The organism is Microcoleus sp. bin38.metabat.b11b12b14.051 (genome assembly GCF_013299165.1).
Classification (GTDB): domain Bacteria; phylum Cyanobacteriota; class Cyanobacteriia; order Cyanobacteriales; family Microcoleaceae; genus Microcoleus.
The window spans coordinates 37,063-52,324 of the sequence record NZ_JAAFKD010000018.1; the positions used below are offsets into that span (position 1 = coordinate 37,063).

12 protein-coding genes are annotated in these 15,262 nt (G+C 46.2%); 5 read left to right on the forward strand and 7 right to left on the reverse strand.

Features of this window, described 5'->3' with window-relative positions; genetic code table 11:
* Positions 1–51 precede the first annotated feature (51 nt).
* Complete coding sequence (locus QZW47_RS19135; protein ID WP_293129794.1) at positions 52–831, forward strand: photosystem II S4 domain protein; 780 nt, start codon at positions 52–54, stop codon at positions 829–831.
* A gap of 605 nt (positions 832–1,436) precedes the next feature.
* On the opposite strand, the gene QZW47_RS19140 is transcribed toward QZW47_RS19135, so the two are convergent.
* Positions 1,437–2,222, reverse strand: a complete 786-nt coding sequence (locus tag QZW47_RS19140; protein WP_293129797.1) for an SDR family oxidoreductase — start codon at positions 2,220–2,222, stop codon at positions 1,437–1,439.
* 97 nt (positions 2,223–2,319) lie between these two features.
* Here QZW47_RS19140 and QZW47_RS19145 point away from each other — a divergent pair, with 97 nt between their 5' ends.
* Entirely contained in the window at positions 2,320–3,657 is a 1,338-nt protein-coding gene (locus tag QZW47_RS19145; protein WP_293129800.1) for a hypothetical protein, read from the forward strand.
* Positions 3,658–4,169: 512 nt separating this feature from the next.
* On the opposite strand, the gene QZW47_RS19150 is transcribed toward QZW47_RS19145, so the two are convergent.
* The 3 genes from QZW47_RS19150 to QZW47_RS19160 form a co-directional block, all read right to left on the reverse strand.
* Positions 4,170–4,406 (reverse strand): 2Fe-2S iron-sulfur cluster binding domain-containing protein, encoded by a 237-nt coding sequence (locus tag QZW47_RS19150; RefSeq protein WP_293129803.1) that lies wholly within the window; start codon positions 4,404–4,406, stop codon positions 4,170–4,172.
* Between the two features lie 474 nt (positions 4,407–4,880).
* Positions 4,881–6,347, reverse strand: coding sequence for a cobyric acid synthase CobQ (gene cobQ / locus QZW47_RS19155; protein WP_293129806.1), 1,467 nt, complete (start codon positions 6,345–6,347; stop codon positions 4,881–4,883).
* Between the two features lie 423 nt (positions 6,348–6,770).
* Positions 6,771–8,339, reverse strand: coding sequence for a Ycf66 family protein (locus tag QZW47_RS19160; RefSeq protein WP_293129809.1), 1,569 nt, complete (start codon positions 8,337–8,339; stop codon positions 6,771–6,773).
* 396 nt (positions 8,340–8,735) lie between these two features.
* Here QZW47_RS19160 and QZW47_RS19165 point away from each other — a divergent pair, with 396 nt between their 5' ends.
* Both QZW47_RS19165 and QZW47_RS19170 read left to right on the forward strand, forming a co-directional pair.
* Positions 8,736–8,918: a hypothetical protein gene (locus tag QZW47_RS19165; RefSeq protein ID WP_293129812.1), complete on the forward strand. Its 183-nt coding sequence runs from the start codon at positions 8,736–8,738 to the stop codon at positions 8,916–8,918.
* Positions 8,919–9,413: 495 nt separating this feature from the next.
* Complete coding sequence (locus tag QZW47_RS19170; RefSeq protein WP_293129815.1) at positions 9,414–9,851, forward strand: hypothetical protein; 438 nt, start codon at positions 9,414–9,416, stop codon at positions 9,849–9,851.
* A gap of 362 nt (positions 9,852–10,213) precedes the next feature.
* On the opposite strand, the gene QZW47_RS19175 is transcribed toward QZW47_RS19170, so the two are convergent.
* Both QZW47_RS19175 and QZW47_RS19180 read right to left on the reverse strand, forming a co-directional pair.
* On the reverse strand, positions 10,214–11,695 hold the full coding sequence (locus tag QZW47_RS19175) for a sulfite exporter TauE/SafE family protein (RefSeq protein ID WP_293129818.1): 1,482 nt from the start codon (positions 11,693–11,695) through the stop codon (positions 10,214–10,216).
* A gap of 274 nt (positions 11,696–11,969) precedes the next feature.
* Positions 11,970–13,370 carry a hypothetical protein gene (locus tag QZW47_RS19180; RefSeq protein WP_293129821.1) on the reverse strand — a complete coding sequence of 467 codons (1,401 nt, stop codon included), beginning with the start codon at positions 13,368–13,370 and terminating at the stop codon, positions 11,970–11,972.
* A 182-nt stretch (positions 13,371–13,552) separates the two neighbouring features.
* Between QZW47_RS19180 and QZW47_RS19185 the strand changes: the two genes are divergently transcribed.
* Positions 13,553–13,720 (forward strand): hypothetical protein, encoded by a 168-nt coding sequence (locus QZW47_RS19185; RefSeq protein ID WP_293129824.1) that lies wholly within the window; start codon positions 13,553–13,555, stop codon positions 13,718–13,720.
* 150 nt (positions 13,721–13,870) lie between these two features.
* Here the strand turns inward: QZW47_RS19185 and QZW47_RS19190 are convergent, their stop codons facing one another.
* On the reverse strand, positions 13,871–15,085 hold the full coding sequence (locus tag QZW47_RS19190) for a DUF4331 domain-containing protein (protein ID WP_293129827.1): 1,215 nt from the start codon (positions 15,083–15,085) through the stop codon (positions 13,871–13,873).
* Positions 15,086–15,262 lie beyond the last annotated feature (177 nt).

The following is a 15,262-nucleotide window of genomic DNA, read 5'->3' on the forward strand; positions in this document are numbered from 1 at the left end:
TTTAGTTACAGCAAGGTTTGGTAATTTCAAATTAGAATCAAAAATTGACTGATGTTACAAAAAGAAGAACTGTTAAAAGGTATCGAAAATCGCGAATGTGTAGCGCGGGCATTAGACCAAGCGGAACAAGCAATTAAAACTTGGGAAGTTACTCTGACTGATTTTCTGTCGCCGCCGGAGTTGGCGGATACTCTGACGGTATTTAAGCGCTTAACTGATGTGGAATTACTGCCTTGGGGCGGCTACCCGCAAGCTGAAAGACAAAGAATTGCGATCGCCCGATCGTCCATCCCGATCGACTCTGCGAGTGTTAGCGTTACTGCGGTGGAGATAGCCGGCAATTTCTTGTTCGACACCGCCAGTCACCGCGACTTCTTAGGTGCCATGCTGGGTACGGGAATTGTCCGCGAGAAAACCGGCGACGTGATTGTGTTGGGTGAACGCGGCGCGCAGGCGATCGTCATGCCGGAAATGGTAGAGTATCTGGAGATGAGTTTGCAGCAAGTGCGATCGGTTCCGGTGAAAACTCGGCGCATTGAGTTGAGCGAACTCAAAATTAGAGAACCGAAAAAGAAAGAAATGACCACTGTTGAAGCATCAATGAGATTGGATGCTGTAGCCTCCGCTGGATTCGCCATGTCTCGCAGCAAAATGGTTGAATTTATTGACAGAGGCGACGTGCGAGTTAATTGGAAAGACATCACCCAATCTAGTTATCACGTTAAATCTGGAGATTTAATCGCTGTTAGCGGCAAGGGAAGATTAGAAATTGGGGAAGTTATGGTAACAAAAAAAGAACGGTATCGAGTGCAGTTAACTCGATATTTGTAACTCGGAGAATTTACGCACTCCGACTCTAGAAACCGGGTTTTTTCCGAAATTTAGGGCGACAACCAAGTATACGCGTGAAAAACCCGGTTTCTGGCCACCTCGTTGAGCTCAAAGAAACCGGGTTTTTTCCGAGATTTAGCATGACAACGAATTATACGCGTGAAAAACCCGGTTTCTGGCCACCTCGTTGAGCTCAAAGAAACCGGGTTTTTTCCGAAATTTAGCATGACAACGAAGTATACGCGTGAAAAACCCGGTTTCTGGGCACCTCGTTGAGCTCAAAGAAACCGGGTTTTTTAGTAGATTGAGGGCGACAACGAAGTATTTCGTAAAAACCCGGTTTCTGGCCACCTCGTTGAGCTCAAAGAAACCGGGTTTTTTACGAAATTTAGCATGACAACGAATTATACGCGTGAAAAACCCGGTTTCTGGCCACCTCGTTGAGTTCAAAGAAACCGGGTTTTTTACGAGATTTAGCATGACAACGAAGTATACGCGTGAAAAACCCGGTTTCTGGGCACCTCGTTGAGCTCAAAGAAACCGGGTTTTTTAGTAGATTGAGGGCGACAACGAAGTATTTCGGAAAAACCCAGTTTCTAGTCGCCCTACCCTTTACTCATAAACAGCTTTGCTACCGAGTTTACCAAAAGTTGTCGCGGCATGAATCGAGGCATATTTACAATTATTTTATTGAGAAATCCGCCAGTCACGACATTAGACTGTTTTTTGTCTAAAGCTTTGAGTGCATCTCGGACAACTTCATCAGCAGAAACGAGTTTTTGTCCGCTGCTGGATGCCAAACCAGGGGGGAATTCGGCTGCTGTGAAAAAGTCCGATTCTGTGGGGCCCGCACAAACGGCTAAAACGCGAATTCCTAAATCTTTGTTTTCCGCCCAAAGTGCCTCGCTAAAACTCAACACAAAGGCTTTGGTTGCGGCGTAAATTGATAAGTAAGGCATTGGTTGAAAGGCTGCAATAGAAGCAACATTGATGATACTTCCCGATCGCCTTTCTCGCATTCCTGACAAAAATAAGTGCGACAGCTCAACTAATGCTACAATGTTGAGTTGAATTATTTCTACTTGTTTGGCCAGCGGGCGATCGGCAAAAGCACCGTAATCGCCAAAACCCGCATTATTCACCAACAAATCAACCGTCCAACCTTTTTGCACAACCGCATCAAATACAGCAGTTGTGGCTCCTGGTGCGGTCAAATCTTGAACGATAATTTCGACCAAAACCTTGAATTCCTGTTGCAGTTGAGCAGCTAGCTGCTGCATTTTGGCTTCCGAGCGAGCTACCAAAATTAGATTGTGCTGGCGTTTGGCTAATTCGACAGCAAAGGCTGCACCTATTCCGCCAGAAGCACCGGTGATTAAAGCAGTTGGCATGAACTTAATTTTGATTATTCGATCGCGTCTTTAGATATTTTAACAATTATTTGGTCGAGCAGGCTGTAGAATTATTAAAAGGGCAGAGGTGAGTTTTATGGGCCGTCTTAGCGATCGAGCTTTTGACATTTTGCGGGCGGAAGTTGACAAGTGCGCGGCTGAAGATGCTATAGCGGGTACAGTTTACCGGGGGATGGTAATCAAGCGGTTGGAGAAATTGCGATCGCAAAACGGTACTTTCGCATCCACAGAAGAAATCCGCGATACCTTTAAAGACGAATTTCCAAAATTCAGCGAACAAGCTCTGAAAGCTGCTGTCGAAGCCAACCAGCCGCCCGGATTGTTCAATAAAATCATCTTGGCTGGCGGTTTGCTGGGTGGCGCAGCCGGGATAATTTGGCTGATTAACCTGCCTTTCCCGATGATTCGCTGGCCCGTGGCGAACACCATGCCGATATTGCTGTTGCCCAGCTTTATCAGTATGGATTACGATTACCGACAGGCGATCGCCCTTGTGGAACAATCCGATCAACTGGTTAACAAAGCTACTGCTGCGGCAGATTTCGACTTGGGCGAAAGTAAAGTCAAACAAGCCCAAAAACACCTCGATGCTTTACCAGTGTGGTTCCTCGGCTACTATCCACAAACTTACTGCTCTTTTTCCGGTTGCACTTGGCGCTTTACAGTCGATGAATTTCAAGCAGCCCGCAAAAATATCGGGCGGATGGATGCTCAAATTTTTCAGCAAAAAAATGCTTTTATTGAGTTAAATAGAGTCGAAGAAAGTCTCAAGGCGGCGAAACAGCAGTACCAGCAAGGAAAAACTGCCGCCGACAGGCAAAAAGCGACGGCAAATTGGCAAAGTGCGATCGATTTACTCAACCAAATTCCCGCCGAAACCCTCGCCGGAAAAACCGCTAAGCAAAAACTGCAAGCAGCAGAAAGAGACTTTCAAGCAATGGGAGGAATCGCCACCGGTTCCGTGCGCGCCGACAACTTAATCGAAGCAGCTAAAGAATTTGCTCTTTCCGCCGCCGTCGCCTCCCAAAAACCGCCGCATCCAGCCGCCCAATGGGAGCAAATAGCAGGATTGTGGACAGAAGGAATTAACCGATTGAAAATGGTTCCTCTGGATAATCCGGGCTATCTCGATGCTCAAACTAAACTCGCTGAATATCAGAAAAATCTCGGAATTTCTCAGATTAGACTGCAAGCAGAAAAGGATTCTGAAAAAGCTTTTATCGAAGCTAAAAGCTTGTTTGCAAGTTTGCAAAATAACTTAAATTCTCCCAGTCAAAAAGCCAGTAACTCCCTCGGTCAATTGCAGCAAATTATCAATCAATTAGAATCGGTGAAACCTGGAACAACTGTTTATCCCGAATCTCAAAAATGGCTGCAATCTGCTCGGAAAAAACAGCAAGAATGGCAAAAATAATTAAATAGTAGTAGGTTTGTAGTGAGGACTTTAGTCCTGATTTCTGCGGACGCCAGGACGCACTACGAACGAATCTGATTGCCCTTAATCGAGTCCTGATTTTTGCGGACGCCAGGACGCACTACGAACCGATAAGATTAGTTTGTAGTGAGGACTTTAGTCCTTCATGAATGCGGACTCAAGTCCGCACTACGAACGAATCTGATTGCGGTTAATGGAGCGGACATCATAGCAGAGAATTTGTACTCGCGCACCACGCAAAATCAAGGTGTATCACGATTGAAATATTTAACGCTACGATCGCATTTCTGCACTGTCACACACCCTACCTTAAAATTGCTAGGTTCTCACAACTAACGGCGGATCAGTCGCAAAGCTCGATCGCAATACCGCATCGGGCACCGACGGAAATAACCTCATGAATAAAAAATAGATCCGTTACAGATAAATGCTTTGATTCCCATACTTAACTGTCAACTGTCAACTGTCAACTGTCAACTGCTATATATCGATTACCAAGTAGGATCGACATACAGATTAATTGTAACTTGCTTTTTCCCGGAAGGAATGCCGGAAATACAAGCACAAATCGTATCTCCGCCGTCAATTTCTACTTCGCAAGCGTGACAAGAACCCATCATACAACCAGTAGGAATAGAAACCCCTGCACGTTTTGCAACATCTAGCAACAGCTCTCCCGGTTCTGCTTCCACTGTCACATTATCTGGTAAAAAAACAATCTTTGTCATTTAATTTTTACTCCTGATATAATACCATTTTTTCAAAGGTTTTCTAGGCAAGTATCTAAAGTTACTTTACACGAAAAACACAGGTGCGTCGCTATGAGATTGTCGGTGTTTAGCTAGGGATTGTTCGTGGCGACGCACTCTACGACTTTGATCTACTACGCAAATATCTAAAGTTGCTTTACATGAAAATTACAGGTGCGTCGCTATGAGATTGTCGGTGTTTAGCTAGGGATTGTTCGTGGCGACGCACCCTACGACTTCGATCAACTGTCTACACAGGAAAAGCACAGGTGCGGATCTGTGAGATTGTCGCTATTTAGGTAGGGATTTTTCGCAGAGCGATGCACCCTACGACTTCGATCAACTATTTGCAATGTGCGGAGCTGTGAAAATTTCGATATTTAATTAGGGATTTTTCGCAGAGGGACGCAGCCTAGGGCTGATGACTAATGACTAATGACTAATGACTTCTTTTTAACCTAAAATATGCTTGATATCTAAATGCTTTTCCACTGTGTCTGCGAGAGTTTCTAACAGAGTTTCTCGGTGCTCCCGGTAATTCGGAATACCAGTGGGTAAGGCGCGGAGTCCTCGCTGTTGCCGCAAGTGATTTAACCAAGCCCGCCGCCAAGCTCCATTATCAAAAATGCCGTGCAGGTAGGTGCCCCAAACTGACTGAGAAGTGTTGACCATTCCTAAGCTCGGATCGTCAAATAGGGGTTGAGTCAAATCAGACTCCATCATTTGCGTTCTTCCTTGATGAATTTCGTAACCTGCAACTGGTAAACCTGGTTGAGGATAGTTAGATGTTACGATTCTTTGGCGGGCAATTTTATTCGGGGCGATCGCAGTTTTCACCGGCAGCAATCCCAATCCTTCAAATTCTCCCTGTTCTCCCTCAAGCCCTTCTCTATCGCTGATACTTTCTCCTAGCATCTGAAAGCCGCCGCAAACTCCCATCACTGTACCGCCAGCTACTAAGTAATTTTTAATAGCTTCTGCCATCCCAGTTTGGCGCAGTACGTGCAAATCGGAAATGGTAGTTTTAGAACCTGGTAAAATCACGGCGTCTGGATGGCCTAACTGCTCTTTGGGGCTGATATATTTGACTGTGACGGTGGTTTCCGACTCTAGGGGGTCAAAGTCGGTAAAATTGGAAATTCGGGGCAAGCGGATGACGGAAATATTCAGGTCGGTTTGAGAATTGGGAGAACGCCGATCGAGTAAATCGAGAGAATCTTCGGAGGGAAACACTTCGTCTATCCAAGGAATCACCCCAACTACCGGGATTCCCGTCCTTTCTTCCAGCCAAGTCAGCCCCGGATCTAAGATTGATTTTTGTCCTCGGAACTTATTAATGATGAATCCTTTAATTAAAGCTCGTTCGTCTGGATCGAGCAATTCCAAAGTGCCGATGATGTGAGCGAATGCGCCACCGCGATCGATATCAACGACTAGCAAAGTCCGAGCATTCAAATGTTTTGCTACCCGCATATTTGTTAAATCGCGGTGTTTGAGATTGATTTCTGCGGGGCTGCCGGCTCCTTCGCACACAATCATGTCAAATTCTTGCTTGAGAAATTCTAAAGATTCCCGAATAGCTTGCCAGCCGATATCAAAATACTGCTCGTAATATTGAGTTGCTCGCACGTTGGCGATCGCCCGCCCCTTGACAATCAATTGAGAAGTCATGTCTCCTTGCGGTTTGAGCAAAATCGGATTCATTTCTACCCAAGGTGCGACGCCCGCAGCCCAAGCTTGCACTGCTTGAGCGTAGCCAATCTCTCCGCCAGCAGCGGTGACATAGGAATTCAGTGCCATATTCTGACCTTTAAACGGAGTTACCCGCCAGCCGCGTCGAGCAAAGATGCGACACAATGCTGCAACCAGTAAAGATTTTCCTGCGTGAGATGTTGTTCCCACGACCATAATTGCTTTCATAATATTTAGGAAGAAGGAAGAAGGAAGAAGGAAGAAGGCAGAAGGAAGAAGGAAGAAGGCAGAAGGAAGAAGGCAGAAGGAAGAAGGAAGAAGGCAGAAGGAAGAAGGAAGAAGGAAGAAGGCAGAAGGCAGAAGGAAGAAGGAAGAAGGAAGAAGGAAGAAGGAAGAAGAAAGAATGTAAAAGGCAGAAGATAAAAGGCAGAAGGAAGAAGAAAGAAAGAAGAATGTAAAAGTAAGGATTTACGGGATTACAAAATTCGACCAAAGAAACGGTTTTTTTACTGAGTATGCGGGTGGCAACGAATTATTTCTTTTTGGGAAAACCAGGTTTCTCGCCACCCGCGCCTAAGTCCTAAAAGGAAGACGGAAGAAGGTAGAAGGCAGAATTTTTTAAATTCTGGTTTCTACCTTTTACTTTTTGTCTCAAGATGACGGTCGATCTTCGTCTGATACATTCTCAGACTTGGATTCAGCGGCCTGTTTAGCTGATTCTGCTAAATCGGGCTGTTCTCGATCAGGAGAGAGTTTTTGATCTGTGGATTCGATCGAGATTGTTGATACTGAAATTGTTTCTACCTGCACGCTCAACCCAGGTTGTCCCGGTATTTCTATCTCTACAGGCGGTTCTGAAACAATTTCCACCACAGTCATTTCTATAGATGTTGGGGGAGCTTCTGGTTCGGTTTCCGTTACCCCTGCTGCTGGTTTCGGTTCCTCTGCTGCGGGCGCAGTTGTGTCTCCAGCCAAGGGCGCTGTCTCGCGATCGGCGATCGAGCCATCTAAAATCGCAGTTTCCTCTTTTTTAACAAAACTACTAGCGATTTCGGCCGCCATCAAATCGGCCATTGCTTCAACATCGCTGGGAAACGGCACTCCTTGACGGCTTTCTACAGCGGTGTTGCTGGTTTCGGCTGCCGCTTCTCGGGCGGCCTGGGCTAGTTCAGATTCGAGAATCAGGTCGATATCCGGTACTGGAATTGCCACTATTTTAGATTCAGGGGCGATCGGCTCGGGAGTCGCTGGGGGTGTTGGCTTTGTCTGGGGAGTTGCATCAGACTTGTTTTTAGCCGCACCCCGTCCCAACATACCGCCGAGACTATTTTTGAGATTGTCGAACAAAGTTCCGAAACCGCCTGATTTTTTAGCTGTTTTAGCAGCAGTTGAATTTGCTGCTGGGGCTGCTGGGGCTGCTGGGGCTGTCTCCGCTGGAGTTGGGGAAGTAGCAGCAGGCTGGGACTCTTTCGCCTTCGCCCTCCACATCAAGTCAAAATCATCGTCTTCTGGATCGTTTTGAGTTTGTGGCTGAGCCTCTGCTGGCTCCACTGTTGCTGCGGAGCCAATTTCTAACTTTTCTAGAGGTAGGGGTAGAGGTAGAGGAGTGAAGCTGGCTGCTGGTGGTGGTGCTGGGGGTTCGGAAGTCTCCACAGCAGCAATTTCGACTGGAAAAACGGGTATTTCTGCGATTGCGGGTGCTTTGGCGTCGAGAGTTGTCAACTCAGGGCCGATCGCACTTTCGGCAATAATTTCTGCGATTGAGGGAGCCGCCGCTGGTGAAGCGGGCTTTACCTCGCCCTGATTCACAGGTGCTGGGACAGCATCAGCTTTTGGTTTGGGCGATCGAACAAACTTCGGTTTTTTCGCTGCGGGCTCTTGTTTCTTATTACCAAACAAACCTGAGAGCGGTGCGCCCACCGCCCCGGCCAAATTCGCCGCCTGAGGAATCGGCGTTTGCTGAGCGAGTGGCGTCACCAGCCTTCGCAAAGTCAAAGTTTCCCAAGCAAACCAGCCCAGCAGAGCCACGCCCGCCATTTGACCAAGCAGGAGAGCACCGGTAATTCGCCCCGCGCAAGTCCATAAAATTAACGCATAAAAAAGTCCTATCCCGCTCCAGGTAAAATCACTTTTGCGGTGAACTTCTGGAAAAAAGAAGGCAGCCATGTAAATACTGAAGCTGCCCAGACCGACCGCCAACGCCAGAATGTATGCAAGCATCTTGTCGGTACCTCCGCTGTGTCAAATAACTTCTACGCGCTAATTCTACCTTTGTAAGACACTCAACGGCTTCTTTCTCAAGGACAATTCCGGATTTGGAAAGAACTTCGGTACAGGATTTTGTACCAAATGTAACGGATTTACAGGATTTAACGCTACAAGTCACAGGAAAAAAGCAAAAAAGAACAATCAACAAGTCCGAGCAAATATTTCCCCCTCATCCCCCTCACCCCTTCTTTCCCTCACCCCTTCTCCCTCTCCTCCTCACCCTCTCATCGATCGTGATATCTATCACTTAACTCTGTTGGTACGATCGCACCTGTGGCAGACGATGTTTTGTATCTTATAGGTGTAAGAGAATTTATGCCTTAGGGCATATGTATTGGAGACAGTACCATGTTAGAAAAACTATTCTTAGCAGCGAGCTTAACCTTATTGGTTCAGATATTTGCCGGAGTCAGCACTGCCCCGAAATTACCGATGAATTTCGTTTTGCGATCGAGCGATCGTCCGAGTGAAACCCTGAAACTTCCATTAGTTGCAGTACCTGCGGGCTTCAAGTCGGGCCTGGAATCCTAAGTTCATGCGTGTCAAATAATACGTGGAAGTGCGATCGAAGGCAAGGCAGAGCCTGTCTAATATTTTTTTGAACCTGTGCTATTTTTTATTTGACGCTTCACAACTCATGACTTTGTAATCAAGACTGAACTCCTGATTAATATCGGCGAATAAGAACGGAAGTGCTTGCTACGAACCCTAGGTGAATAATCAGTAGCAGCTCCGATATTAATTGGCATCACATACTCAACAAATCTCAACATTAGATTGTGCAGTAAAAATATTCAAACATTAAAAAAAATGTCTAACCTTGAGGAAACTATCGAAATAGATATATAATCGGTAGCGGTTAGTTTAACATTTTTTAATATCGGCACAAGCAGAAAGCAATCGCACTATCTGTTTTGCCCAGTCTTTTGCTTCCGGGACTATGTGAGCCGAAGCGTATTGATATATAATCGCCAGAGGAAACTCAAAGCTAATCAGCAAATTCACCGTTAAATCAAGGAAAAAAAAATGGGACTTAGCGATATTCTATTGAATGAAAACAAGAGAGACACTATTGTTGATGACTGTGTAAAGTTGATAGACAAACAAGTTGCAGCAGCGCCAGGATTGGGCGGGCTGGCTCTGAAAGCGGCCTACTCTACTGTCAAGGGGATACGGGCTGACTATTGCGCCCAAGTCGTCGATCAACTTTTGCCCGAAATCTCGATCGCGCTCGATCCAATGTGGGCTGAAGCAGTAAACAATGGCAGCCCAGTCGCATATCTGACAGAAAGAAAAACTCAAGTAGCAGATCAATTGCTCCAAATCAGTGACAAAAAAGCCGAAAATAGCACAAGAGCAGTTGTTAAAGGCGCCTATGCCAAACTCCGCCCCTCAGCTAAGACTTACGTGGAAAACGGCATCCCAGATTTAGCCGAAATTATTAATAAACATAGCGCGAGCTGATGTTGAATTGGTGGGGATTTCCCGCTTGAATAAATCTACTCGTTACCAGCACTTCCTGCTACAACAACCGTAGGGTGCGTCGCTATGAAAATTCCTCGGATTCAAGAGACAATCTCATAGCGACGCACCAAACAAACAGGATTAGCTAAAAATACCTAAAAATTCGTTTATATAGCAATCGCCACAGCGGTGAGGACATAAATAACCTCATGAATAGAGCCTATAGCCCATAGCAGAAACCGTTTGATTTCCTTGACGAAGCAACTCTTCGACTTCGCTTTTCGCGCTCTTCTGTCAACTGTCAACCCCTCGACTCCGCGGGCGGGCTCTTCTGTCAACTGTCAACTGTCAACTGTCCACTGCTACTGATTCGCCACCAATATTTTAAAAATAGCCTCTCCGGTAATCCCCAACCCCAAAAACATTACCAACACCGCACTAATTGCAGGCATAAATTTGACTGCTCCGATATGTTTCGGTAGTTTATTAAAATGTTGTTTAGCATAAACTAAGATTAATCCGATCGCGCTCAGCACCACAGCCAGTCCCAAACTAAAGGCTACCACGAGTGTCATCCCCAAGCCTACATTGCCCAAAGCCGACGCGCTCAACAGCATCACCAAAGCAGAAGGACAAGGCAACAAACCGCCGGAAATCCCCAACACTAACAAGCTTTTCCAAGTAATTGGAGAACCGTCAGATCCAGGTGGCAAATGGGAGTGAAGGCGGCCATCTCCGTGATGGTGGTAGTGCTGAGATACAAGGGGTTTTACAGGCTTGTATTCTCTTTCCCAAGTTCCTCTATTTAACAGATTTACTGGTTCCTCAAGGTTCGCAGTAAGGAGTTTAGTCCTTGGTTTTTTGCGGACTAAAGTCCTCACTACGAACCTGGTTTTTTCGATGAGGTGATTTAAGTTGATTCTGCTGCGGACTGAAGTCCTCACTACGAACTTGGTTTTGATTCTTTCTGAAAGTAATTTGATGCCGATGATGGCTACTAATAAGCCTGAGATTAAATTTAGCCACGGATCTAATTTTTCTGGATCGACTAAGTTAGAAGCGAAAAGGGTAATTCCGCCGACTGCAAACACGCCCGCAGTGTGAGTTATTGTGGTTGTTGCTGCTAGAAATAAAGCGTGTACTGGAGTAGCCCGCGAACCTACTAAATACGCGCCAACTATTGTTTTTCCGTGTCCGGGGGACATGGCGTGCACGCATCCCCACGCAAATGCTCCTGCTACTGCTAGCACTAAACTCCAACCTGAAGCCCAAATTGATTCATTTCCAGTTAACAAAAAGTCTCGATTTTGTGGCGTAAATACAACGCTTTTGACAGCACCGGCTTGTACAATCGTAGCTTGACAGCTTGCGGTGGAAACTCCGGGCAAAAAGAGATTGTAGTTAATCCGCAATTTGTTGTTTTTTGAATTTACATTAGATGCAGGCCAGGTGTAGTTTAAGATTAAGGTGCTGTGGGTATTAGGCTGCTGGATTAAGTTGGCGGTTTTAGCTGCTATTTCTAGCGGTGCTACTGTTAATGAGCCTTGAATGTTGCTGCTGTTTGTGATGCGTATTTGTTGGCTGAGAAACTTTTCTAGTTCGATTTTGTGGATGCGAATTTCAGTAGGCTGTAGCTGGCTGTCTTGATTGTCGTCGGCGAATTTGGTTAAGCCGGTTGGGAAAGTTAATGTGACTTCGGTTTGCGAGTCGCTGACGGCGATTTCTGCTACTGATAAGTCTGACCAGTGCGAGTAAACTGGTTGGGTTGAAGTTGTGAAAAATAGTAAAATTGTGAGAAAAAAAAGAATGAGATGTTGGCAAATTCGGCTTATTTTTTTCTGCATGATTGCCTCTTTTTTTATTACTTTATTGAGAAATAACTGGGTAGTTTTGGTTGTTATGACAGGGATTTTTGGGTGATTCCGACAGTCCGCCAGGGGTTTAAACCCCTGTCTCATAGTGAAAGTCGGTTGAAACCGACTGAAAAATTTTCTACTTTTTATTTAAATTCTTTCAGTCCTCTTTCAGAGGACTTAAGCTTTGAGCCAGGGGTTTAAACCCCTGGCGGGCTGGGAACTAACGAACTCGGCAGAATGGGAATAACAGCTAAATCTTTGCTCAAAATTCATAACTTCCTAAACCCAATGCTTGACGGGATCGATCGCCAAAACTAGGATCGATTTCCTTGGACTTTTGAAAATAAGCGCGAGATTCGGCATCTTTTCCTAAAGTCCGGGCGATCGCCCCAGCCCGGTAAAACATACCTGCATCACGAATTCCCGATCGCACAATTTCGGCCATTACCCGATCGGCTTTTTGCCATTCCCCAGCGCCCGAAAGCGCCCAAGCGTAGATATCCAGCGTCACTGCATCCCTGCGAATTTTCACCTCTTCCTGCATTAACAGCAGCGCTTCGGCGACATCCTGCGATCGACCTTTTTCCAGCAGCAAACTCGCCAAATCCCTGCGGTGTCCGAAACCGCCAGAAACCTGTTCCTGTCGCAGCCCAGCTTCTGCTTTGTCGCGCAGTCTCCCGGAGGCGATCGCATCTCCCTGCAACTCCTTCACCCTCGCCATACCGCGATCCACCAGGCGATCGAACACCGTCGCAGCCCCGCCAGAATAGGCAGAAACCTTGCTGTAATTAGCCTCTGCTTCCCGATAATTTCCCTGCCGCGTCTCCAAATCCGCCAAATAAATCAGCGCCAGCGGGTATCGCGGCACCAACCGCAAAGCTTCCAAAAATAGGGCTTTCGCCTGCACAAACTGCCCACGACGGGCGTAAAATCGACCCAAGAGCGATCGGGCCCGCGCCGATCCAGCAATCTCTCCCGGTTCCTCCGCCGCCATTGCTTGCCGGTAATCCTGCAAAACCTCCGCATCTTTGCCCTGCGCCTCTCTCACTAAAGCTCTTAATGTGAGAGAACCTAAGTTGGGAATCCTATTAACTATAGTTTCTGCGGCTATACTTGCCTCACTAACTTTTCCAGTAGCTAAGTGAGATGTGACGGAAAGGGCGATCGCATCTTCATTATCAAAACCCACTTGTTTAGCCAAGCGCAAAGCCGTAGCAAAATCGTGTCTAGCCTCGGCAATTCTAGCTAAAACTAGCAGCGCGCCTTTGTTGTCAAAAGGTAAAAGGGCGATCGACCTTTCGGCCGCTTGTTCTGCTAATAAAAACCAACCACCCTCCCCAGTTGCGCGAGCCATTTTTAAATAAGCACTCGCCAGTCCCGCCCGGTTCAAACCGCTTTTTGAATCAACAGCCAATCGCTGCTGATAAAAAGCTATTTCTTGCTGAATAGCTTCCTTTTGATTCGGATTACTCCTCAAAGTTGCCGAGAAATTATAGCGGTAATTAGCATCGAGATTTTTCGGGCTTGGGTTAGCAAATTTATCTGCAATCAAACGCAAGCTCGGAGGCAAATTAACCACGGCAATTCCGACAATCGGCAATCCGATTAGAATCAACCACCAAACAATATCTGATTTGTTTTTTTCTGATTTATTTGCAGTCATAATCTCGTAGGGTGCGTCATTTTTGGATATATCATGAAAAACTACGGTTTAATTCGATGACGCACCTTACGAATTGTGCTAGTTGCGTCCAGATTGTAGGGTGCGTCATTTTTGGATCTAGTACGAAAGATTTGGATTTTATCCCATGACGCACCTTGATAGGTTTGTGTCAAGCATCTAATATGAAACGTTCAGTTTGTTTCTACAGCCGAGAGTTTGTGAGGTGCGTCGCTATGAGATTGTCGATGTTTCTTTATAGATTTTCGATGGCGACGCACCCTACCGATGGCGAACTACAGCCGAGAGTTTGTGAGGTGCGTCGCTATGAGATTGTCGATGTTTCTTTATAGATTTTCGATGGCGACGCACCCTACAAATAACAAATAACAGTCAACTGTCAACTCTTCGACTCCCCTCGACTTCGCTCGGGGCAAGTCGCTCAGCGCAAGCTGTCAACCCCTCGACTCCGCGGGCGGGCTCTTCTGTCAACTGTCAACTGACTAATTCGGCAAAGCCAGATAAGGAAAATTCGGTTCTAACGGCTTGTGTCCCTGAGCCGGATTCCCCGGAGTTCCGTTATAAGAAACGTTATCGCCCACCGGAGAACCCACCAAAGCTCCCAGAGTGATATCAATAACATCGTCCAAAAGCAAACGACCTCCGATCAAACTTCCTTGAGTATTTGCCGCGCTACCGTAGCCGCTGGGCTTTGTGGTATCGATCCGCATGACATCCGGTAAGAAAGCTTGGGCGATCGCATTTGGATCGACATTTTGCCTACCGTCCAAAAGATCGACAGCCTTCAAAGTAGCAACAGCTTCCTGCCGCACCGGAGCAGCAGCAGCGCTCAAATCCAATCTCGGAGAAATAGTATTAAATGCCTCCATAAACGCGGGAGTCACTACCAAACCCTCATTAATTGCAGGTCTCGCCAAACGCTCGAATTGTTTGAAACCACCAACTCCATCCCTGACAGAAACAGTTGACCAAACATCAAAAGTATTCGCCCCAGTTCCTGCTTGCAGAAATGCCTTCGGAACCCGCACCGTAATGCTATTGACGTTGTAGCCTTTAGCAAAGTCGATCGCCTTACTCGGTTCCTTGAAATTTACTTTCGGCCCCGTTCCCAAAGCCCCAGCCCGGACTCTAAAAAATTGTTCCACATCAAAGAAAAAAGGATCTTCCCGCAAACCAGCAAATACAGTCAAGTTAGAACCACCGACAGGTACTGTATTCAAAACAGCATTAGAATTTAGCGGAGTTGTGGCAATTAAACTGCTATTAACTGTAGTTTTAGTCGTTGTTTCAGAACCACCGCGAACAACAGTTATCGCCATCGCTTGCATACCTTTACTGTTAGGCGGACTGAAAGCAAAACGCAAGATAATATCAGCGCGTCCGGTCGGAGTAGAATTTACATCACCTACCTGCGTGATGTGAAATTGGTAAAGCGCTGTAGTGCTGAAATAATATTGATAGCGGGCTACCGATCGCGGATTTGTATTCATGGTGAATACTAAATCCCCGTCGGCTGCACTGGAATTTTGGTCTTTTTCGCGATATACGTATAGGTCAGTTAAATTGACAGTGCGACCTTTGATATCGACTTCGCCGTCGTCGTGATCGGAAGCGGCAATTATTCCGGGAGTTAATACAACAATTAGAGCTGCTTCAATCGCTAGTATGATGCGGCGAATTTTCTTGGTGAGTTTCACAGTTAACACCTATATTTCAATGAGATTTTTACAGAACTTCCAGATGTAGCACCTTACCGCGTTAGAGTTGCGTGTAAAAGAAATTTTTCTGTAAGTCCTAATGAGTATACGAAGGAGGTGCTATTTTGGATCTCTGCTGTAAGATTAGGTATGAACAGCTATACCCAGGTGATAAAC